A 20548-nucleotide genomic window follows, 5' to 3' on the forward strand; every position below is an offset into this window, starting at 1 on the left:
GAGATGTCGCAATCCCCACCGAGCCAGAAGGCCCTCACCCGTTCAAGCACCCAGCACGCGTGTCACCAACGTCCCGGGACAACACACCTAGGCCGCCGGCACCGCGATCGCCGTCAGCACCAGCCCGTCGCGCACCAGCCACCGTCCCTCAAAGCCGGCCAGCCGGCCGCCCGTCGCCGCCCGCAGCGGCTCCGCCTTGAGCACCCGGGCCGTGAACGTGCCGGCGTCGGGGTCCACCTCGATGACGGCGTCCTGGAAGTCCAGCCACTGCCGGGTGAGCGGGAACCACGCCTTGTAGACGCTCTCCTTGGCACTGAAGACCAGCCGGTCCCAGTGCACGGAGGGCCGCTCGGCCTCCAGCCGGGCCAGCCACCCGTGCTCCTCCGGGCGCGTCACCAGATCCCGCACGCCGCCCTGCGGCAGCGGCAGGTTGGGCTCGGCGTCCACGCCGATCGTCAGGACGTCGCCGGCCAGCGCCACGGCCGCACCCCGGTAGCCCGCGCAGTGCGTCATGCTGCCGATGACCCCCTGCGGCCACTGCGGCGCGCCGCGCTGCCCGGGAATGATCGCCGCCGGTGCCACGCCCAGGCGGCCCAGGGCGGTGCGGGCGCAGGCCCGCACCGTGGAGAACTCCCGGCGCCGCTTGTCCACGGCGCGGGCGATCAGGGCCTCCTCCTCGGGGAAGAGGGCAGGGGTCTGGGCGGGGTCCTCGAACGCCTCGGCCGTCTGGATCGGTGAGGGCAGCAGCGTGCCAATCATGTGCGCCGGTCATTCCTTTGGTCGAAGCGGCCGGAGTGCATGTACGAAAGGCACCCTGCCAGGTGGGAAGCCAATGGGAAACCCAGTCATTCTGTTGATCGGCCCACATCGGGATCACCCGGACGCTTCATGGACGAAACCTTTGTTGTCGCCACACGTTGATCCGGGCTCCCGGCCCTCACGGGCCGGGTGCCCGTCCCGTACGACCAAGTAAAGGTGTCTCCCCATGTCACGAATCGCCAGGGCAGCAGTTGTCACCGCCGCCGTCGGCGCCACGCTCGCCGGTGTCTCCGGCGGAGCTGTCGCCGACTCCGGAGCGAAGGGTGCCGCCGTCGGCTCCCCGGGTGTCATCTCGGGCAACGTCATCCAGGTCCCGATCCACGTTCCGATCAACATCTGCGGCAACAGCATCGACATCATCATCGGCCTGCTGAACGCGGCGTCGGGCAACGTCTGCATCGCCGGCTGACGCACGCCCGGCGACGCCGGTGCTGCGGTCGCGGGGCGCTCCCCGGCCCGCGACCGCACACCGAGGGCGCATGGCGTCCCCGGTCCCCGTACCGGCGGACGCCATGCGCCCTCGCCTCCACGGGGAGAACGCGGGCGCCAACAGATGATGCTCTGTCAGGTGCAGGTGCTCGCACGTAGGATCACTTCCCTGAACCGATGGCGGGGCGGGCGGGGAGCATGGGCGGGGACGGCGGCAACACCATCGAGGGCGGCACCTACCACGACACGGTGATTCAGGCCCACACTGTCCACTACGGGCATCCCGAGCGGCGCCCGCCGCGGCTGCTGGCGCCCCCGCCCGACGTCTACGTCGACCGCACCGCGGTCTTCGCCGAGCTGAGGCGCGCCCTCGACGAACGCGGCGATGCCAGTGCGCCCCTGGTCGTCGTCCTGACGGGCCTGCCCGGGATGGGCAAGACGGCCACCGCACTGCGCTGGCTGCACCGGCTCGGCCCCGCCTTCCCCGGCGGCCACCTCCAGGACGACCTCGCCGCCACGGGCCCGCTCGGCCCCCGCGACCCCCTCGCCGTCCTCGAACGCTTCGTGACCGAGCTGTCCGGTCCGCACGGCGACCGCCCGGCCGGCCTCGCGGGCCTCGCCGCCCGCTACCGCTCGCTGACCGCGGACGCCCCCGCCCTCGTCCTCCTCGACAACGCCGTCAACCCCGGCCAGGTGCGCCCGCTGCTGCCGGGCCATCCCGCGAGCGTGGTCGTCGTCACCAGCCGCTTCGCCCTCACCGGCCTGCGCGCCAGCCACCCGCGCACGCTCACCGTCCGCCTGGACGCCCTGGACGAGGCCTCCGGCGCCGAGCTCCTGCACGCCGTGGCGGGCGGCGGCGTCCTGGACCGGCCCGCGCTCACCGGCGTCCTGGACGCCTGCGCAGGACTGCCCCTGGCCGTACGGATCGCAGGTGCCCGGGTGGGTGAACTGCTGGAGAACGGGGAGGATCTCCACGCACTCGCCCGCGAACTCAACGACCGCCGTACGCGGCTGGAGGCACTCGCCGTGCCCGACGACCTCTCCGTGGCCCAGGTCTTCGACGCCGTGTACGCCGCCCTGCCGCCGGGCCCCGCGCGGCTCTACCGCGCCCTGGGCCTGCACCCGACGCCGGAGTTCTCCCGCGACCTCGTGCGCCACGTCGCCGCCGCGGACGACGACGTGCGCGCCCTCCAGCGCGAACGGCTGCTGGAGCCCGCCGGCGAGGGGCGGCTGCGGATGCACGGCCTGGTGCACGACCACGCCCGCACCCAGGCCCTGCGCCCGGACGGCTCCGTCGACACGTACGCCTTTGTGGACACCTATGTCGACTGGTACGTGCGGCGGGCCGCCGCCGTCGAGTGGCGCACCTCCGAGCGCTGGCGGCACGGCCCGTTGTTCACCCGGCCGGAGGAGCTCGCCGACGTCTTCGGCAGCGCACAGGAGGCGCTGGACGCCTTCGAGGCCGACCGCGCCAACGTCGTGGCCGTCGTCGAACTGGCCCATGAGACGGGGCGGTACGCACAGGTCTGGCAGCTGTGCGAGGCCCTGCGCGGCTTCTTCTTCCGACGCAAGTACCACACGGACTGGACGGCCGTGTGCGCCCGGGGACTGGCCGCCGCCCGCCACGGCGACGACCGCCTGGCGGTGGCCCGCATGCACCTGGAGCTGGCCTTCGCCCACGCCGACCGCGACGCCGACGGGGACATGGCGATCGTCCGCGAACACTACGGGCACGCCCTGCGCGAGGCGACGGCCATCGCTCACGCCCGGACCGTCTCCTCCGCCCTGGAGGGCCTGGGCCTGCTCGACCTGCGCGCAGGCGATCCGGCGGCCGCCGCCGGTCGCTTCGAACGGGCAGTGGCGGCACTGGAGGGCGTGGACCACCCACGCGGCAGGGCGCTGCTGACCTTCCACCTCGGCCGGGCCCGCAGCGCCGAGCACCGGCACGAGGAAGCGGCCCGCCTGCTGCTGCGGGCCCGCAGCCTCTTCGCGGCACTGCCGGACCGGTTCAACGAGGCCAAGGCCCTGTGGCAGTACGCCCGTGCCCGGCTGCACGCCGACCGCACGGACGAGGCCCGCAAGCCGCTGGACGAAGCAGCCGAGCTGATCGCCTCGTGCGGCGCGCCCAAGGAGGAGGCCGACATCCTGCTGCTGCGCGGCGACGTGCTGGCACAGCAGGGCGAACGCGAGGCCGCCGAGGCCGACTGGCGGCGTGCGGCGCACCTGTACGGGACGCTGGGCAACCCCCTGTCCGCGGCCGCGCGGGAGCGACTCGGCACCGACTAGGCCGTCTCCGGCGGATCATGCAGTGCCCCGTAGGGGCGCGGGGCGGTGTCGATGTGCGGCTGCCGCCGCGTGGGCGCGACAAGCCACGACGTGCTTGCGGATTGCCCGGACTCCGGGGTGGCGTGTCAGCTGCGGGCCGTCGCCGGCTGATCGCGCAGTTCCCCGCGCCCCTTACGGGGCGCCGTGGTGGCGCGTGACGACGATCCGCCGGACACGCCCTAGTGCTGTCGTACGGCCAGGCGGGCGGGCGGAATGCCGTCGGCGACGTCCACCAGAAGCCCGTCCGCCGGGAGGTTTGAAGTGGTGGCGGCGACAAACAGGGCCGAGGCTGCAACAGCCGCCGTGTACACAGGACTGTGCGGCGCCTCCCAGGTCGCCGTCGTCCGCTGCCCACCGCGCGCGTGGATCGTGCAGCCGGCTTCTCCGTCGGTGAAAGACACCAGGGAGCAACCCGGGTACTGCCGCAGGAGCCGGGCGGCTGCCGTGCGGTGGGTCTCGCCGGGCGCCGGCGGCCGGGCCAGCAGGACATCGGCGCTGTGCGCCCACCGGGCGTCCGGTTCGCCTTCGGCGGCGACCACGTGCGGATCGGTGAGGTGCCCGGCCCGGGCGCCCTGCAGATCGGCCGGGTACCGGCGCAGCGAGAGCGCCCCGCCGCCGGCCACCGGGGCGCGGCGGTCGACAAGTACTGGTGGTGTGCCCGGACCGCGCCGCTCGGTGGGCAGGGGCAGCGGCAGGGGGACCGGGCGCGGGACGGCCGGGTCGGCGGGCTCGTCGAGCCGGAGCCGGGCGTAGTACAGGCGGCGCAGCAGTGCCGCCGCGCGCATCGGGCGGGAGGTGACCAGGTCGCCGATCCGGGCGAGCCGTTCGTCGCCGGCGCGGGCGGCGACCGCGCGGCGCAGCTGCCGTTCGAGCGGTTCGTGCGCGTCCACGTGCGACAGTGCCGCTCCCAGGAGTTCCATGGGCGAGCCGTCGGCGACCACGTCGTGGCCGAAGGCGCCGAGCAGCCCGGGTATGCCGAGTGCCGCCGCGTACAGGGTCAGCGAGCCGTGGTCGCCGATGAAGGCGTCCGCGGCCGGCAGGGCGGCCTTCCAGACGTCGCTCTCCGGTGCGGGCAGCAGCAGCCCGGCCCGCAGGCAGGGTGCCAGCCAGGCGCGTACCTGCCAGCCGCCGTGGCCGTACCAGACGTTGGGGTGGACGGCGGCCAGCACGCGGTATTCGTCCTGCGGCAGTTCGGCCAGCGCGCGGCGTACGAGGCCGACGTCCGCGCCGAGGAGGGAGTGCCGGCCCCAGGTGGAGGTCAGGACGAGCAGCTTCTGCCCGGGCAGCAGCCCGAGGGCGGCGCGGTACTCGTCGCGGAAGGGCAGGCCGGCGCGCAGGGTGTCCATGCAGGGGTCGCCGGCGACGACGGAGGCGGGCACGGCCTGCGGGCAGCCGCGGCGCAGGCGTTCACGCTGTTCGTCGTGGGAGAGGACGACGGCGGAGGGGATCAGCTCGCCGTCGTGGGTGAGCCACTCGGCATCCAGGCCGAAGGCTTCCGGTGTCCGGTGTCCGGTGTCCGGTGTCCGGTGTCCGGTGTCCGGTGTCCGGTGTCCGGTGCAAGTATTTATTGTATCCGGCGCCGTGCGGTGCGCCGATCAACGGAGCGTCTATCGCATGCAGTTCGCCGCCCCGGCTGCTGCTCACCGCCAAGTCGAACTTGTGCCGCTTCGCCTCCTCCCAGGGGACGTACGGCAGCTGGCGGGCCGCGACGAACTCCCGTATGCCCGTGTCGAACGCCGACGACCCGGTGCAGGTGAAGAGCACCTGCACCCGGCTGTCCCCCTCGAAGGGCGCCAGGAGGTCCAGTAGCCGCGTGGCGGAGGTGACGTTGTGGATGACCGCCAGCACCGTCCGCTCGGGCGGGGCGGTGGCCCACCGGGCGGCGTCGTCCCGCAGCAGGACGTGCGACGGCGACACCTGTGCGTCCGGCATGACCCCTCCCGTGTCGTGCTGGTGCGTCCCCCGGCTCCGAGCCCGTCCGGGCGACCATACCTGCTGCCCTGACGGCGACTTCAGGGAGCAGTAGGATCATCACTTTGCGTATATATGCAAGTTCTGGGGGAGGATGCAGGCAAGGGGGGCGGGCGATGGTGGCTGGGGGATCGGCATCGGTCAGGGCCCAGGAGGCCCGGCGGCACGAGCGCGAGCTGCGCGAGCAGCTGATCGCGGCACAGCGCGAGGCGCGGCGGTGGGAGGCGGCCAGCGAGGGCGAGCGCAAAGTCGCGGCCCAACTGCTGATGCTCACCGGCCGTGGCTGGCGGCTGCTGGTGGACCGGCGCTGGCCGGGGACGCGGTCGGCCAACGTGGACATGCTGCTGGTGGGGCCGGGTGGCGTCTTCGTCATCGACGTCAAGAACTGGCAGGCACCGCCCGGCGCCGCCGAGGGGCACCTGACCGCGGGCCGGCAGCGGCGCGACGGCGAGATCGGCAAGCTGCTGGCCGTCACGCGGCTGGCCGAGGCGGCCGTGGCGGCGCTGGGCATGTCGCCGGTGGCCGTCCAGCCGGTCATGGTCTTCGCCGGCCGCTCCTTCACCGGCGAGCTGGGCCGGGTGCGGCTGCTGGGTGAGCGGGAGGTGGGCCCCGCCCTGCTGGCCGAGCGCGCGCGGCTGACACCGCCGGGCGTACGGGCGGTCGCCGATCACCTGGCGCAGGTCTTCCCGGCGTACGAGAGCTCGGCGCTGCCGGAGGAGCACCCCGGCGCGCACGGGGTGGCACCGGGCGCCCCCGCGGAGGCCCTGTTCGACCTCGACGGCCTGTGCGAGGCGGCCGTGGCGGCGGCTCGCGGCGGCCCGATCGAGCAGTGGATGACCTTCCTGCACCCCGCCCAGCTCGCCCTGGTGCGACGCAACTGGTCCGGCCCGGCCCGGGTGAGCGGCCCCGCCGGCACCGGCAAGACCGTCGTCGCCCTGCACCGCGCCGCGCACCTGGCCCGGCGCACGACGGGCCGGATCCTGTATGTGACCTTCGCGAGCAACCTGCCGCGCGTGCAGCGCACGTTCCTGCGCACGATGTCGCCGGCCGTCGCCGACCGGGTGGAGTTCCGCAGCCTGCACGCGTGGGCCCAGCGCTTCCTCGACGAGCGCGGCATCCCGCACAACCTGCACGGCGGCAAGGCCGAGGACGCCTTCAGCCGCGCCTGGCTGCACCTGGGCCGGCACAGCGTCCTGGCCTCCCTCGACCCCTCGCCCGGGTACTGGCACGAGGAGATCGACCGCGTCATAAAGGGCCGCGGCATCACCCGCTTCGAGGAGTACGCGACGTTGCGCCGGCACCGCCGCCGCACCAACCTGCGCCGCCCGCACCGCGAGGCGGTCTGGGCGCTGTACGAGGAGTACGAGCGCGTGCGCATCCGGCGCGGCGTGCACGACTTCAACGACATCCTTGCGCTCGCCCTGGCCGAGGCCCGCGTCCGCCCGGGCCGTTCCCCGTACGCCGCCGTCATCGCCGACGAGGTCCAGGACCTGACCCTGGTGGGGGTGCGCCTGCTGCACGCCCTGGTCGGCGACGCGCCCAACGGCCTGCTCCTGGTCGGCGACGGCCAGCAGGCCGTCTACCCCGGCGGCTTCCGCCTGTCGGACGCCGGCATCGACGTGCGAGGCGACCGCGGCCAGATCCTGCGCACCAACTACCGCAACGCCAAGGAGATCCTCGGCGCCGCGCTGGCCGTCGTCGCCGACGACGCCTTCGACGACATCGACGGCACCCGCACCGCCGGCCTGCGCGAGGTGGACCTCACCTACCACGGCGGCCAGGTCCTGCGGTCCGTCTGCCGGACCCCGGCCGAGCACGACCGGGCCCTGCTGGCGGCCCTGCGCGAGCGGGGCGAGCCCACCTGGCCGGACTCGGCCGTCCTGTGCCGCTCCCGCCGCGAGACCGCCCACTACCAGCACCTGCTGGACCGTGCGGGCATCCCCCAGTGCTCCTTGGACCGCTACGACGGCCGCCCGGTCGCCGCCGTGAAGGTCGGCAGCTACCGCCGCGCCAAGGGGCTGGAGTTCGCCCACGTCTACCTCCCCGACCACACCCCGCCCCCCGGCCCCGGCCCGACGGACGAGGACATCGCCGGCGAGCGCGCCGAGTTGGAGCGCACCCAGCTCTTCGTGGCCATGACCCGGGCCCGCGACACCCTCTGGCTGGGCGCGGTGCGGCGCACTCTCTGACCGGGCGCCCCTCGGGCAACGGAAAACGCCCCTCCCGGAGGGGAGGGGCGCATATGTTTTGCGGAGCGCCCCCGGCAGGACTCGAACCTGCGGCCAAGCGCTTAGAAGGCGCCTGCTCTATCCACTGAGCTACGGGGGCCGGTATGTGCGGCGGTCGCGGACGGCTGAAGCCCCGGGCTCGGTGGTGCCGTGACCTTGCCGGGGACAAGGATAGGGCTCCGCGTACCTCGTCCCGGTTGCTTCACCTCCGTAGCACGATGTGGAGGTTCGGTGAAGCGGTCCTGATAATCGCAGGCAGGTGCGATTTTCGCATCGTTTTTGACGTCCCGGGAAGCGGGTGTTGTCTACTCGTTATGCCTGGGCCCCGTGCGCCACGCTGTGCGCCCGAGGGCCAATATGTTTCAAAATCACCCCAGAGTTGGGCATTCTGCACGTGTGGCGACCTTGGACGTACGGCCCCGACTGCTCGACGCGCTGTCCGCACTGCGTGACCGCGTGGACGCCGCACGCTTCCCGCTCTCCCTTCCCGGCGCCGCCCGGGCCCGCCGGAACCGGGCCGAATTGCTGGCGCAGCTCGACGACTACCTGATCCCCCGCCTGTGCGCGCCCGAGGCGCCGCTGCTGGCCGTGGTGGGCGGGTCCACCGGGGCCGGCAAGTCCACTCTGGTGAACTCGCTGGTGGGGCGGCGGGTCACCGAGGCGGGGGTGCTGCGCCCCACCACGCGTACCCCGGTCCTGGTCTGCCATCCCGACGATCATCACTGGTTCGCCGGCCCCCGGGTGCTGCCCCGGCTGCGCCGGGTGTGGGTGCCGGCCCAGGACGGCGCCGCCGGCGCCTGCGCCGCCGAGGGCGTCGACGAGGAAGAGGTGACGACGGCCGTTCCCGAGCCCGAGGAGGACGAGGACACCCCGCTCGCCCTGCGCATCGAGACCGACCGCTCCCTGCCGCGCGGCCTCGCCCTGCTGGACGCCCCCGACATCGACTCCCTGGTCGCCCGCAACCGCGACCTGGCCGCCGCCCTGGTCTGCGCCGCCGACATCTGGGTGCTGGTCACGACCGCCACCCGCTACGCCGACGCGGTCCCCTGGCACCTGCTGCGCACGGCCAAGGAGTACGACGTCACGCTCGTGACCGTGCTGGACCGGGTGCCGCACCAGGTGGCCGTCGAGGTCTCCCGGCAGTACGACGCGCTGCTGGAGAACGCCGGCCTCGGCGACGTGCCGCGCTTCACCATCCCGGAGTTGCCCGAATCCGCCGACGGCAGCGGACTGCTGCCCTCCACCGCGGTCGCCGGGCTGCGCGCCTGGCTCGCCCAGCGCGCCGAGGACCCCGCCGCCAGGGCCGTCGCCACCGCCCGTACCGCGCGCGGGGTGCTGTCCTCGCTGGGCTCCCGGCTCCCCGGGCTCGCCGGGGCCTTCGCCGTGCAGCACGCCGCCGCCGTACGGACCCTGCAGCGCGTGGAGGACGCCTACGGGCGGGCGATCGAGCGGGTGCGGAGCGAGATCGAGGCGGGCGAGGCGCTGGCCGGGGACGCCCTGACGCACTGGCGCGGCTACCCCGACGACAGCACCCCCGACGAACTGCTCACCGCCCTGACCGGCTCCGTCGTCGCGCTGCTGAGCTGCGCCGCGGACGCCGCCGACGAGGAGATCGCCGCGTACTCCGAGAGCGATCCGGCCGCCACGGACGCCCTCGGCCCCCGCGACCCGGACGGGATGCGCGCCCGGGTGGGCGTGGCCGTGCGCCGGTGGCGGCGGTGCCTGGAGGAGATCGCGGAGGAGGAGGTCCGGGCCGCCGAGCGCGACAAGGGGGCCGAGAGCGAGCGCACCGCCGCGCTGCTGGCCGCGGCGCTGCTGGGCGGCCGGCGGGCCGCCGGCGCGGGCGCGACGCTGGCGTCGGCCTACGGCGCCCAGCGCGCGCTGCGACTGCGCGATCGCGGCGGGCAGTTGCTGGCCGACTGCCTGGAGCAGGTCCTCGACGCCGAGCGCGACCGCCGTACGGGGCCGCTCGAAGCACTGGAGATGACCCCGGACCACCAGGTGGAGCTCATCGCGGCGCTGTCCCTGTTGCAGAAGGAGAGGTGACGGCCGTGTCCACAAGGGACGATGGCCGGGCCGCGGACCCCGGGGACGACACCGGGACCGGGATCGGGAACGACATCGACGCCGGCGCCTCCGCGGAGTCGGAGGCGCATGAAAGCGACACGGAGCGCATGGTGTCCGCCGAGCGCCTCGGTCCCACGGCGCGCCCCGACCGCTACTGGAACGACGGCCTCATCGCCCGCCGCTCCCGCCCCGAGCCGGCCCCGCGCCGGGCCGCCCACGCCGGGCCCCTGCCGGAGCCCGCGCCACCGGCCGTGCCCCGCATCGCCCCCTCGCCCTCCCCGGTCGGGCTCGCACTGCGACCGCGCCTGGACGCCCTGCGCGAACTGGTCGGGCTCTCCCGGGCCCGCCTGGACCGGCGCACGCTCGCCGAGGCGGGGCGCGTACTGGAGGAGGCCGCCGCCCGGCACCGCCACGCGCTGGACCTGACGGTCGTGGCCATCGCAGGGGCGACGGGCAGCGGGAAGTCCACGCTGTTCAACACCCTCGCACGGGCCCAGCTCTCGGAGGCCGGCGTGCGCCGCCCCACGACCGCCATGCCCGTCGCGTGCGCGTGGAGCGACCGGGCGGACGGCCTGCTGGAGCGCCTGGGCATCCCCGCCCGCGCCCGCCGCCAGCCGGTCCGGCCGTACGACCCGGCACTCGCCGGCCTGGTGCTGCTCGACCTGCCCGACCACGACTCGGCGGCGCCCGGCCACCGCGAGCAGGTGGACCGGCTGCTGGGCCTGGTGGACGCGGTGATCTGGGTGGTGGACCCGGAGAAGTACGCGGACGCCGTGCTGCACGAGCGCTACCTGCGGCCGCTGGCGGGCTATGCGGAGGTGACGTTCGTCGTGCTCAACCAGGTCGACCGGCTCTCCGCGGACGCCGCGGACCAGGTGCTGGACGACCTGCGGCGGCTGCTGGACGAGGACGGCATCGCCCTCGGCGAGCACGGCGAGCCCGGGGCCGCGGTGCTGGCCCTGTCCGCACTGACCGGGGCGGGCGTGAGCGAACTGCGCGACGCCCTGGGCGGCTTCGTGGCCCGCCGGAACGCGGCGGAGCTGCGGCTGACGGCCGATGTCGACGGCGTCTCGGCCCGGCTGCGGCCCGCCTACGTCACCGACGTGCGGCCGGGGCTGACCGAGCGGGCGCGGCAGGAGTTCGAGGACCGGCTGGCGGAGGCGGTCGGCGCCCAGGCGGCCGGGCTCGCCGCGGAACGGGCGTGGCGCCGGGACGCCGAGCGGGCCTGCGGTACGGCATGGATGCGTCTGCGCTACTGCTACGAGTGGTGCAAGAGGTTCGCCGGATTCGCACCGCGCACGGCGCGGGGCGGCGACGGTGGCGGTGACGAGTGCGCCGTCGGTGACGCCAGAGGCCCGAGCGGCATCGGTACGGGGCCCGCGCCCCGCCGTACGGCCTCCCGGCCGCTGGTCGAGCAGGCGGTACGGGCCCTGGCGTACGAGGCGTCCGCCGGGCTGCCGGACCCCTGGGCGCAGGCGGTGCGCGAGGCGGCCGCCCGGGGCGCGGAAGGCCTGGCCGAGGCCCTGGACGAGGTGGCCGCCACGGCGTCGGCGGCCGAGGTGCCGGGCGCGCGGCGGCCCGTCGGCACGGGCGGCGCCGAGCCGCCCACGGGCGTGGGGCGCGCCGACGGCGGCCGCACGGGCGTGTGGCCGACGAGCGGCGGCGGCCGGCGCGGCGGCGCCCGCTCCCAGACCGTGCGGCCCCGCTGGTGGGCGGCGGTCGCGGCCGGCCAGGGCATGCTGTCGCTGGTGCAACTGCTGGGGCTGGCCTGGATGGTGGGGGACGTGACCGGGGACTTCGCGGGCGGCCCCTGGTGGGCGCCGGCGGTCCTCATGGCCGGCGGCGGCCTGGCCGGCCCGGTGCTGGCCTGGTGCGGCCGGCTCGCCGCCCGCGGGCCGGCGCGGGGGTACGGGCTGGAGACCGAGCACCGGCTGCGCAGCGCCGCCGCGTGCTGCGGCCGGGCCCGCGTCCTGGAGCCGGTGGCGGCGGAGCTGCTGCGGTACCGGGAGGTACGGGCCCAGTACGTGATCGCCGCGGGCGAGGCCTGACCTCAAGCCCGGCCTCAAGCCTGGTCCCCAGCCCGGCCTCAAGCCCGGCCTCACGGGCCGGCCTCAGGCTTCCCCTCAAGGGTGACGGCTTTTTCCCCATGCCGCCGCTTGTCCACAGCCCTCAGCGGGGATCGCGGGGCCCGGGCACGATGAAGTCCGGACCGGTCGTGGCGACCGGTTCCGGCGACGGGGGAGGAGCCTTCCGATGAACGAGACGCTCGTGACGGTCGTGGGGAACGTGGCGACGCAGCCCGACTTCAGGGAGGCGGCCAACGGTGCGGCCCTCTCGCGCTTCCGGCTCGCGGCCACGGTGCGCCGCTGGGACCGCCAGCGCGAGGAGTGGGCGGATGCGTACACCAGCTTCTACACCGTGTGGGCCTGGCGCACCCTGGCGGCGAACGTGGTCGGGTCGGTGTCGGTGGGCGAACCGGTCATCGTGCAGGGCAGGTTGCGCATCCAGGAGCAGGAGCGCGAGGGCAGACGCTGGCTGTCGGCGGACATCGACGCGGTCTCCATCGGCCACGACCTGACGCGCGGCACCTCCGCCTTCCGCAGGGTCGCGCCGGCCCGGCTGCCGCTGCCGGTCGAGCCGGTCCGCGTGGTGGCCGCGGTCGGCGCCGGGGGAGCGGGCCAGGCCGGCGGCGGGGAGCCGGGGCCGGGGTCCTGACGGCCCCTCGCGGAGGAAGTGGTTCCGGTGATTTATCGATAATCTCCGCTGTCAAACGTTGATGTGATAACGATTCCGATTCGGATCGGCCGTCCGAAGAGATGTGCGGCCCGGAGCCCTGCAACTGATCTTTAAGATCCCCTGCATGGCAACGGGGGCACCTGCGTTCCGAGTTGTCCGACGGGGCGCTCGTGCGACGGCCGGGGCCGGTCCGTGCGCGGTCCGCGCCCGCGCGAAAGGAAATCCATGAACTCTGTGAAGGGGCGGGGGATCGTCCGCCGCGCCCTGGTGCTGCTGGTGGCGTGCGGTCTGACGCTCGCCGGCACGGCGGCCTCCGGCGCCGCGGCCACCGAGGAGGGCACGCAGCAGGGCGGCGTGAGCGCCACCCTCGGCCGCATCACCGCCGGCGGCGGCGCCGTGGTGCACGACCGGCGCAGGACCGGCCCCGTCATGGCGGGCCTGTTCGAGATGAAGGTCGACGGCGGCGGCACCCTGCAGACGTACTGCGTCGACATCCTCACCAACACCGTCGACGGCGCCAAGTACAAGGAGACGGGCTGGGGCGAGTCCTCGCTGCACGACAATCCCAACGCCGGCCGGATCCGCTGGATCCTGCAGCACTCCTATCCGCAGGTCAACGATCTCGCCGCGCTCGCCAAGGACTCCGGCGCCGGCACCCTCGACGCCAACAGCGCCGCCGCCGGCACCCAGATCGCCGTCTGGCGCTACTCCGACTCCGTCAAGGTCGACGCCGTCAGCCCCGAGGCCCAGAAGCTCGCCGACTACCTCTACGGACACGCCGAGGACACCCCGGAGCCCCAGGCGTCCCTGACCCTGACCCCGGCGGCCGTCTCCGGCCGGGCCGGCGGACGCATAGGCCCCGTCACGGTCCGCACGGACGCGAGCAGCGTCACCGTCACGCCCTCCGCCGCCGCGGTCGCCAAGAACGTCCGGCTCGTCGACAAGGCGGGCAAGCCCGTCACCACCACCGGCAACGGCGGCGAGGTCTACTTCGACGTCCCCGCCGGCGCCCCCGACGGCTCCGCCGCGCTGAAGGCCACGGCCGCCACCAAGGTCCCCGTGGGCCGCGCCTTCATCGGTGACCACACCCGGACCCAGACCATGATCCTCGCCGGGTCCAGCGAGAGCACCGTCTCGGCGGCGGCCGGGGCCACCTGGGCGACCAAGGGGGCGATACCCGCGGTGACCGCCCGGAAGGACTGCGCGGCGGGCGGAGTGCAGGTCGCCGTGGAGAACAAGGGGGACCGCCCGTTCACCCACGAGCTGCAGGGCCGTCCGCACACCGTCGCCCCCGGCCGCACCGAGACGACGCTGGTCCGGGTCGGCGAGGACCAGGCGTACCGGCTCCAGGTCACCGGGCCCGGCGGCTTCGCCAGGACCTTCTCCGGCATCCTCGACTGCCGCACCGCCGAGACCGGCGCCGCCGAGGGCTCCGGCACCGCCAGGCCCTCCGCCGTGGCGAGCCCCGCCGTCGTGCACAAGGCGAGCACCGGTGGTGGCCCCGCGGCCGGCGGCGACCTCGCCGGCACCGGGGGCAGCGGCGCCACGCCCGAGGTGGCCGGCGTGGCCATAGCCTTGATCGTCGTGGGCGGCGCCGCCGTCTTCCTCCTGCGCCGTACGGAGGCGGCCGGCGACCAGTGACGCGGGGTGCCCGGTGACGCGGCGGCCCGCCGGGCACAACGCGTTTCCGCCCAGGGGTACCGGTACGGCAAGATGGGGTGTATCTGCCCTCACGCGGCGGAGCCGCACATTGGCCCTTCTCGATTGCCGGACGGTTTCTCTTGGCTGAGTACATCTACACCATGCGCAAGACGCGCAAGGCGCACGGCGACAAGGTCATCCTCGATGACGTGACGCTGAGCTTCCTGCCCGGTGCGAAGATCGGTGTGGTCGGCCCCAACGGTGCCGGTAAGTCCACCGTCCTCAAGATCATGGCCGGGCTGGAGCAGCCGTCGAACGGCGACGCGTTCCTCTCGCCCGGCTACAGCGTCGGCATCCTGATGCAGGAGCCGAAGCTCGACGAGTCCAAGACGGTGCTGGAGAACGTCCAGGACGGCGTCGCGGAGATCAAGGGCAAGCTCGACCGGTTCAACGAGATCGCCGAGCTGATGGCCACCGACTACTCCGACGCGCTGCTGGACGAGATGGGCAAGCTCCAGGAGGAGCTGGACCACGCGGGCGCCTGGGACCTCGACGCTCAGCTGGAGCAGGCCATGGACGCGCTGGGCTGCCCGCCCGCCGACTGGCAGGTCACCAACCTCTCCGGTGGTGAGAAGCGCCGCGTGGCCCTGTGCAAGCTGCTGCTGGAGGCCCCCGACCTCCTGCTGCTCGACGAGCCCACCAACCACCTCGACGCCGAGTCGGTGAACTGGCTGGAGCAGCACCTGGCCCAGTACGCGGGCACCGTCGTGGCGATCACCCACGACCGGTACTTCCTCGACAACGTCGCCGAGTGGATCCTGGAGCTCGACCGCGGCCGCGCCCACCCCTACGAGGGCAACTACTCCACCTACCTGGAGAACAAGGCCGCCCGTCTGAAGGTCGAGGGCCAGAAGGACGCCAAGCGCCAGAAGCGCCTGAAGGAAGAGCTGGAGTGGGTCCGCTCCAACGCCAAGGGCCGCCAGGCCAAGTCCAAGGCGCGCCTCGCCCGCTACGAGGAGATGGCCGCCGAGGCCGACAAGATGCGGAAGCTGGACTTCGAGGAGATCCAGATCCCGCCGGGCCCGCGCCTGGGCAACGTCGTCGTCGAGGTCAACAACCTCTCCAAGGCCTTCGGTGACAAGGTCCTGATCGACGACCTGTCCTTCACCCTGCCGCGCAACGGCATCGTCGGTGTCATCGGCCCCAACGGCGCCGGCAAGACCACCCTGTTCAAGATGATCCAGGGCCTGGAGAAGCCGGACTCCGGCGACATCAGGGTCGGCGAGACGGTCAAGATCTCCTACGTCGACCAGAACCGCTCCAACATCGACCCCAAGAAGACGCTGTGGGCCGTCGTCTCCGACGAGCTGGACTACATCAACGTCGGCCAGGTCGAGATGCCCTCGCGCGCCTACGTCTCCGCGTTCGGCTTCAAGGGCCCGGACCAGCAGAAGCCGGCCGGCGTGCTCTCCGGTGGTGAGCGCAACCGCCTGAACCTGGCGCTCACCCTCAAGCAGGGCGGCAACCTGCTGCTCCTCGACGAGCCGACCAACGACCTCGACGTCGAGACGCTCTCCTCGCTGGAGAACGCCCTGCTCGACTTCCCCGGCTGCGCCGTGGTCGTCTCCCACGACCGTTGGTTCCTCGACCGGGTCGCCACCCACATCCTGGCGTACGAGGGCAACTCCAAGTGGTTCTGGTTCGAGGGCAACTTCGAGTCGTACGAGAAGAACAAGATCGAGCGTCTCGGCCCGGACGCGGCTCGTCCGCACCGCGCCACCTACAAGAAGCTCACCCGGGGCTGACCGTGGCGCGCTACCGCTACTCCTGCCCCCTGCGCTGGTCCGACATGGACGCCTACGGCCATGTCAACAACGCGGTCTTCCTGCGTTACCTCGAAGAGGCCCGGATCGACTTCATCCACGCGGTGAAGCAGGGCGCGACGCAGGGCAACTTCGCGGACGGGTCCGTCGTGGCCCGCCACGAGATCGACTACCTGCGTCCGCTGGTCCACCGGCCCGAGCCGGTGACCGTCGAGCTGTGGGTGGCGAAGATCGGCGCGGCGTCCATGACGGTCTCCTACGAGATCAAGGACGCCGAGCAGACCTACGTCCGCGCCTCGACCGTGGTCGTGCCGTTCGACCTCGCCGCGGGCCGCCCGCGCCGGGTCACCCCGGAGGAGCGCGAGCTGCTCCTGGCGTACGAGGACGACGCCGCGGAGGAGGCCGTCGCCGCATGACGCAGCGGCTGCGCTTCGCCGACGCCGGGGAGGCGGCCGACCTGGCCGCCTTCCTGGCCCGGCTGATCCACTTCGACCGTGCCGCGGCCGTCCGGCTGCAGGCCGGCGGCGGGGTTCTCGCGGCCTTCGGCCGGCCGCCGTCCTTCGAGGTGCTGGCCGTGCGCACCGCCCGGCTGGCCGACCCGGCCGAGCTGGACGTCACCGTCTCGGCGGGGCAGCTCCTGGACGCCCTGGACGAGCCGCGCGAAGGGGAGCCGGCCCGGCACGATGCCGCTGTCGGCATCGTCGTTCCGCCCCCGGTCACCGGCCCGCCGTGGGCCGGGGTGCTGCCGCCGCGCGGCGGCTGGCAGCGCGTCGAGGGCCTGCCCGGCGAGCAGGCGGTGCGTGCCGCCGTGGCCGCGGCGGTCGCGGAGTTCCGTGCCCGGGACGAGGCGCTGCCCGAGCAGCACCGCACCCGGGCCGAGCGCGACCGCATCGGCCGGGAGATCTGGTCCCGCACCCTGGGGGAGACGGGGCTGCCCCTGCGGGCAGTGCACGCCGCCCAGGCGCTGGGCTTCCTGCGCCCGGCCCGGGTCCAGGCGCCCGCGGGCGCCCGCAACGGCGCGGCCACGGCACTGGCCCCCGAGCCGCTGGCGCTGTTCGCCGCGCGGGGCTGGCTGCGGCTGCGCACGCCGCACGGTTCGGTGGCCGTGAGCACCGGCGGCGGCCTGCGGGACCTGTCGGTCACGCCCAGGCGCTAGGCCGTATCCGGCGGATCATGCACTGCCCCGTAAGGGGCGCGGGGCCCCTTGTCGATGTGCGGCTGCCGCCGCGGGGGGCGCGACAAGCCACGACACGCCCGCAGATGGGGTGCTGCGCCTCGCCCCGGCACCTCGACTGCGGGCCGTCGCTGGCCGATCGCGCAGTTCCCCGCGCCCCTACGGGGCGCCGTGGTGGCGCCTGACGAAGATTCGCCGGACACGGCCTAAGGCCTGACCCGGATCGTGCAGTGGTCCGTGAGGGCGCCCCGGGGTCTCGGCGCAGCACGCCGGCACTCCAGCTGCGGGCGCCTCGTGGCTTGTCGCGCCCCCGCGGCGGCAGCCGCTAATCCGGCACTGCCCCACGCCCCCTACGGGGCGCCGCGGCCCGGCCTTCTGTGCCGTTCCCGTCAGTCGGCCGTGTTGATCATGGTGGCGGCCGCGTACGTCAGGTAGTTCCACAGCTGTCGTTCGAGCCCGGGCTCCAGCCCGAGCTCGTCGACGGCGTCGCGCATGTGCTGCAGCCAGGCGTCGTGGGCGGCCCGGTCCACGGTGAACGGCGCGTGGCGCATCCGCAGCCGGGGGTGGCCGCGGTTCTCGCTGTAGGTGCGCGGACCGCCCCAGTACTGCATCAGGAACAGGGCCAGGCGTTCCTCGGCCGGGCCGAGGTCCTCCTCGGGGTACATCGGCCGCAGCAGCGGGTCCTCGGCCACTCCCTCGTAGAAGCGGTGGGCCAGGCGCCGGAAGGTCTGCTCCCCGCCGACCTGCTCGTAAAAGGTCTGCTCCTGAAGCGTGCCGCGCGGAATCTCCATCACCCCTCCATGGTCTCAGACCACCGGACCGAGGACCTCCGCCTCAAGACTCCTCAGCCCCGCCGCACCGTGATCGTCGTCCACGCGCCCACGTGCACCCGGTCGCCCTCGCGCAGCGGCACCGGCACGTACGGCTGGATGGGATCCTCCGAACCGTTGATCGTCGTGCCGTTGGTGGAGTCCTGGTCGACCACGGCCCAGCTGCCGTCCGGCTGCTGCACCAGCATGGCGTGCTGGTGGGAGACGCCCGGGTCCTCCGGCGGGCGGGAGAGGTCGATGTCGGGGGACTCGCCGGTGCTGTGCCGCCGGCGGCCGATGGTGATCTGCCCGCCGTCCAGCGGGAAGCGCAGCTCGGGGGAGTAGGCGGGCAGGTTCAGCCCCGCCGCCTCCGGGCCGCTGCGGTTCATCATCGACAGGAAGTACTCGCGGTCCGGGGCGACGACGGCCACCCAGCCGGCGGGCTGCTCCGGCTCCGGCTGGTGGCCGGGCGTCTCGTACCCGTACGTGCCGGGGGCCGCGGGCGGCTCGGGCGCGCCCTCCGGCGGGGGGAGCACCCAGTCGTCGTCGTAGCCGGGGGCGGTGCGGCCCGGGGTGGCGTGCCGCTGCGAGCTGTAGCCCTGTGCGTCGTAGCCCTGTGCCTCGTAGTCCTGCGCGTCGTAGCCCGGGGCGGCCGTCCCGTAGCCCTGGCCGGGGCCCTGCGGGGGCAGCGGCTCGGCAGGCCGGTTGACCCGGGAGGGCCGCGAGCCCTGGTAGTCGAAGCCCTGCGGCGGCTGCTGGGGGTGCGCGGGCGGCGGCGGGGGCGGCGGCGCGGACTGCAGCCCGTGGCCGGGCAGGGGCGGCGGCGAGGCGTACGGGTTGGCCGAGCGGGTGACGAAGTTGTAGCGGCACTCCTCGCAGAACGGCGCCTGCGCCTCGCGCGGCGTGCGGCACTGCGGGCACAGCTCGGCCTGGACGGTGGCGTCGCCGGCGGGCCCCGGGTAGCCGTAGCCGCCCGTGGCACCGGGGGCGGGCGGGCCGGGCGGGCCCGGGGGCGCCGGCGGTGCCGGCGGCGCGGCGGGCGGCGGCGGGGGGACGGCGGGGGAGGCCGCGGCGGCCCCCTGCATCCGGTGGCCGCACACCTCGCACCAGTCGTCGGCCACCGAAGGGTGGCCGTTCGGGCAGGTCGGCATGTCGGTCGATTCCCCCTCTGGCGTCACTTCTTGACACGAACGGTCTTGGTGGACCGGGTCTCGAGGGTCATTTCCGCCTCCTCCGACACCCTGGCCTTCAGCCGCACAGTACCGTTCGCGGCGTCGACCACGTCCACCACCTTGGCCAGCAGTTTCGCGGTGTCCTCGTGACCGGAGCGGCTGGCGAGCTGGACCGCCCGGCCGAGCCGGGCCGTCGCCCCGCCGATGTCGCCGGCCTTGCGCAGCTCCAGCCCCTGCTGGATGGCCTGGGCGAGCTCGGCCTGGCCGGTGTAGTGGGCCACCTGCGGGTTGATGGCGGTGGAGGCGACCAGGTCGTCCGTCCACACCGCGCGCACCAGGCCCTGGGCGAGGACCTGCGCGGAGCCGTCGGCCCCGGGGCGGACGAGCGAGGCCCGGGCGGCGAGCATCTCCTGCCCCACCCGGGCCTCGGGCACCTTGACGCACACGTGGTAGTCGCGGGACTCGTCCCCCCAGGCGCCCGTGGGGTAGTCGCCGGTCCGCGGCCCGCTCTCCTGCCGCCGCTGCGTCAGCTCCTCCACGGTCGGCGCGACCTGCTTGACGAACATCACCTCGGCGCCCTGCGGGATCCACAGTCGCAGCGCGACGTCGCCGACCTCCTTGCCCATCACCGACTCCATCATCTGCGTGAAGTCGGCGGCCAGGCCGGCCGGATCGGCGACGATGTCGGCACTGCCCAGCAGGGCGGAGGCTATGCCCGTGACCTCCTTGACCTCCCAGTCCGTGCCCACGCCGCGGGCGTCGCAGGTGAAGCGGCCCGCGCAGGCGTCCAGCGACGCGCGCAGCGCCTCCGGCTCCTCGTGCTCGTTGCGGCCGTCGGTCAGCAGGATGCCGTGGCGTATCGCCGCGTCGGAGGAGGACAGCAGCCGGTCGGCCAGCCGCAGCCAGGTGCCGATCGCCGTGCCGCCGCCCGCGCTCAGCTTGCGCAGTGCCTCCTTGGCCTGGCCGCGGGTGGTGGCGTCGGCCACCGCGAGCCTGCCGCCCGCCGGATAGACCTCGCGCGCCTGGTGGGTGCCGGCGACGACGGCGAAGGCGACGCCGTCGCGCAGGGCGTCGATCGCGGCGGCCGTGGCCTCGCGGGCGCTGCGCATCTTGGCCGGCGGGTAGTCCATCGAGCCGGAGCAGTCCACCATCAGGACCACCGCCGCCTGCTGCCCGCCGCCGGAGGCCGGCTCCCCCGCCCCGCCCTGGCCGGCGTCGGCGGTGACCGTGACGATCGCGTTGACCTCGCGGCCGCCTTCGGGAAGGTTGACGTTCTGGTAGACCTCGACCGAGAAGCGCGGCAGGCTCGCCTTGCCGAAGCTGGCCATCTCATCCGCTCCTTCGTACGTCTGCA

Annotated in this window: 16 protein-coding genes and 1 tRNA gene; 10 read left to right on the forward strand and 7 right to left on the reverse strand. The window is 74.2% G+C overall.

All coding sequences use genetic code 11. The annotated features are described in order from the left end of the window. Window positions 1-87: 87 nt before the first annotated feature. Window positions 88-759, reverse strand: a complete 672-nt coding sequence (locus AB0K17_RS29685; RefSeq protein ID WP_365967654.1) for a 4'-phosphopantetheinyl transferase superfamily protein — start codon at window positions 757-759, stop codon at window positions 88-90. Between the two features lie 226 nt (window positions 760-985). On the opposite strand from AB0K17_RS29685, the gene AB0K17_RS29690 reads away from it, so the two are divergent. Both AB0K17_RS29690 and AB0K17_RS29695 read left to right on the forward strand, forming a co-directional pair. Further along, window positions 986-1228: a chaplin gene (locus AB0K17_RS29690; RefSeq protein WP_365967655.1), complete on the forward strand. Its 243-nt coding sequence runs from the start codon at window positions 986-988 to the stop codon at window positions 1226-1228. Between the two features lie 218 nt (window positions 1229-1446). Continuing rightward, window positions 1447-3534, forward strand: coding sequence for a hypothetical protein (locus tag AB0K17_RS29695; protein ID WP_365984884.1), 2088 nt, complete (start codon window positions 1447-1449; stop codon window positions 3532-3534). A 218-nt stretch (window positions 3535-3752) separates the two neighbouring features. Here AB0K17_RS29695 and AB0K17_RS29700 read toward each other — a convergent pair whose 3' ends face one another. Continuing rightward, window positions 3753-4952: a hypothetical protein gene (locus tag AB0K17_RS29700; RefSeq protein ID WP_365984885.1), complete on the reverse strand. Its 1200-nt coding sequence runs from the start codon at window positions 4950-4952 to the stop codon at window positions 3753-3755. Between the two features lie 28 nt (window positions 4953-4980). After that, complete coding sequence (locus AB0K17_RS29705; protein WP_365984886.1) at window positions 4981-5505, reverse strand: hypothetical protein; 525 nt, start codon at window positions 5503-5505, stop codon at window positions 4981-4983. 155 nt (window positions 5506-5660) lie between these two features. On the opposite strand from AB0K17_RS29705, the gene AB0K17_RS29710 reads away from it, so the two are divergent. Then, window positions 5661-7733: a UvrD-helicase domain-containing protein gene (locus AB0K17_RS29710; RefSeq protein WP_365984887.1), complete on the forward strand. Its 2073-nt coding sequence runs from the start codon at window positions 5661-5663 to the stop codon at window positions 7731-7733. A 66-nt stretch (window positions 7734-7799) separates the two neighbouring features. On the opposite strand, the gene AB0K17_RS29715 is transcribed toward AB0K17_RS29710, so the two are convergent. Next, window positions 7800-7872: transfer RNA gene (locus AB0K17_RS29715), tRNA-Arg, on the reverse strand. Between the two features lie 305 nt (window positions 7873-8177). Between AB0K17_RS29715 and AB0K17_RS29720 the strand changes: the two genes are divergently transcribed. The 7 genes from AB0K17_RS29720 to AB0K17_RS29750 all read left to right on the forward strand — a co-directional run bounded on the left by AB0K17_RS29720 (window position 8178) and on the right by AB0K17_RS29750 (window position 17195). Then, window positions 8178-9818, forward strand: coding sequence for a dynamin family protein (locus AB0K17_RS29720; protein WP_365984895.1), 1641 nt, complete (start codon window positions 8178-8180; stop codon window positions 9816-9818). A gap of 128 nt (window positions 9819-9946) precedes the next feature. Continuing rightward, entirely contained in the window at window positions 9947-11887 is a 1941-nt protein-coding gene (locus AB0K17_RS29725) for a GTPase (RefSeq protein WP_365984896.1), read from the forward strand. Between the two features lie 205 nt (window positions 11888-12092). Beyond that, a complete protein-coding gene (locus tag AB0K17_RS29730) occupies window positions 12093-12554 on the forward strand; it encodes a single-stranded DNA-binding protein (protein ID WP_365984888.1) in 462 nt (153 codons plus the stop codon). 246 nt (window positions 12555-12800) lie between these two features. Then, window positions 12801-14216 (forward strand): Cys-Gln thioester bond-forming surface protein, encoded by a 1416-nt coding sequence (locus AB0K17_RS29735; protein WP_365984889.1) that lies wholly within the window; start codon window positions 12801-12803, stop codon window positions 14214-14216. Window positions 14217-14356: 140 nt separating this feature from the next. Continuing rightward, window positions 14357-16021 (forward strand): energy-dependent translational throttle protein EttA, encoded by a 1665-nt coding sequence (gene ettA, locus AB0K17_RS29740; RefSeq protein WP_365967661.1) that lies wholly within the window; start codon window positions 14357-14359, stop codon window positions 16019-16021. A 2-nt stretch (window positions 16022-16023) separates the two neighbouring features. Then, window positions 16024-16455 carry a thioesterase family protein gene (locus AB0K17_RS29745; protein ID WP_365967662.1) on the forward strand — a complete coding sequence of 144 codons (432 nt, stop codon included), beginning with the start codon at window positions 16024-16026 and terminating at the stop codon, window positions 16453-16455. Beyond that, complete coding sequence (locus AB0K17_RS29750) at window positions 16452-17195, forward strand: hypothetical protein (RefSeq protein ID WP_365984890.1); 744 nt, start codon at window positions 16452-16454, stop codon at window positions 17193-17195. Before AB0K17_RS29745 ends, AB0K17_RS29750 begins: the two co-directional genes overlap by 4 nt. A 407-nt stretch (window positions 17196-17602) precedes the next feature. On the opposite strand, the gene AB0K17_RS29755 is transcribed toward AB0K17_RS29750, so the two are convergent. Genes AB0K17_RS29755 through AB0K17_RS29765 form a run of 3 tightly spaced genes read right to left on the reverse strand, consistent with a single transcriptional unit; the run spans window position 17603 to window position 20522 of the window. Then, entirely contained in the window at window positions 17603-18007 is a 405-nt protein-coding gene (locus AB0K17_RS29755) for a globin (RefSeq protein WP_365984891.1), read from the reverse strand. 50 nt (window positions 18008-18057) lie between these two features. Then, the gene (locus tag AB0K17_RS29760) at window positions 18058-19173 is read right to left on the reverse strand and encodes an FHA domain-containing protein (protein WP_365984892.1); all 1116 of its coding nucleotides are present in this window, start codon (window positions 19171-19173) and stop codon (window positions 18058-18060) included. Window positions 19174-19196: 23 nt separating this feature from the next. Beyond that, entirely contained in the window at window positions 19197-20522 is a 1326-nt protein-coding gene (locus tag AB0K17_RS29765; protein WP_365967666.1) for a VWA domain-containing protein, read from the reverse strand. Window positions 20523-20548 lie beyond the last annotated feature (26 nt).

The sequence above is a fragment of the Streptomyces sp. NPDC049585 genome (assembly GCF_040675615.1).
Taxonomy (GTDB): domain Bacteria; phylum Actinomycetota; class Actinomycetes; order Streptomycetales; family Streptomycetaceae; genus Streptomyces; species Streptomyces luteosporeus.

What these genes read in the sequence shown, in the direction of transcription:
- AB0K17_RS29710 (WP_365984887.1), top strand. Translation starts at nt 5,661, where the DNA reads ATGGTGGCTGGGGGATCGGCATCGGTCAGGGCCCAGGAGGCCCGGCGG.
- AB0K17_RS29765 (WP_365967666.1), bottom strand. Translation starts at nt 20,522, where the DNA reads ATGGCCAGCTTCGGCAAGGCGAGCCTGCCGCGCTTCTCGGTCGAGGTC.
- AB0K17_RS29760 (WP_365984892.1), bottom strand. Translation starts at nt 19,173, where the DNA reads ATGCCGACCTGCCCGAACGGCCACCCTTCGGTGGCCGACGACTGGTGC.
- AB0K17_RS29690 (WP_365967655.1), top strand. Translation starts at nt 986, where the DNA reads ATGTCACGAATCGCCAGGGCAGCAGTTGTCACCGCCGCCGTCGGCGCC.
- AB0K17_RS29695 (WP_365984884.1), top strand. Translation starts at nt 1,447, where the DNA reads ATGGGCGGGGACGGCGGCAACACCATCGAGGGCGGCACCTACCACGAC.
- AB0K17_RS29750 (WP_365984890.1), top strand. Translation starts at nt 16,452, where the DNA reads ATGACGCAGCGGCTGCGCTTCGCCGACGCCGGGGAGGCGGCCGACCTG.
- AB0K17_RS29725 (WP_365984896.1), top strand. Translation starts at nt 9,947, where the DNA reads ATGGTGTCCGCCGAGCGCCTCGGTCCCACGGCGCGCCCCGACCGCTAC.
- AB0K17_RS29685 (WP_365967654.1), bottom strand. Translation starts at nt 759, where the DNA reads ATGATTGGCACGCTGCTGCCCTCACCGATCCAGACGGCCGAGGCGTTC.
- AB0K17_RS29705 (WP_365984886.1), bottom strand. Translation starts at nt 5,505, where the DNA reads ATGCCGGACGCACAGGTGTCGCCGTCGCACGTCCTGCTGCGGGACGAC.
- AB0K17_RS29735 (WP_365984889.1), top strand. Translation starts at nt 12,801, where the DNA reads ATGAACTCTGTGAAGGGGCGGGGGATCGTCCGCCGCGCCCTGGTGCTG.
- AB0K17_RS29730 (WP_365984888.1), top strand. Translation starts at nt 12,093, where the DNA reads ATGAACGAGACGCTCGTGACGGTCGTGGGGAACGTGGCGACGCAGCCC.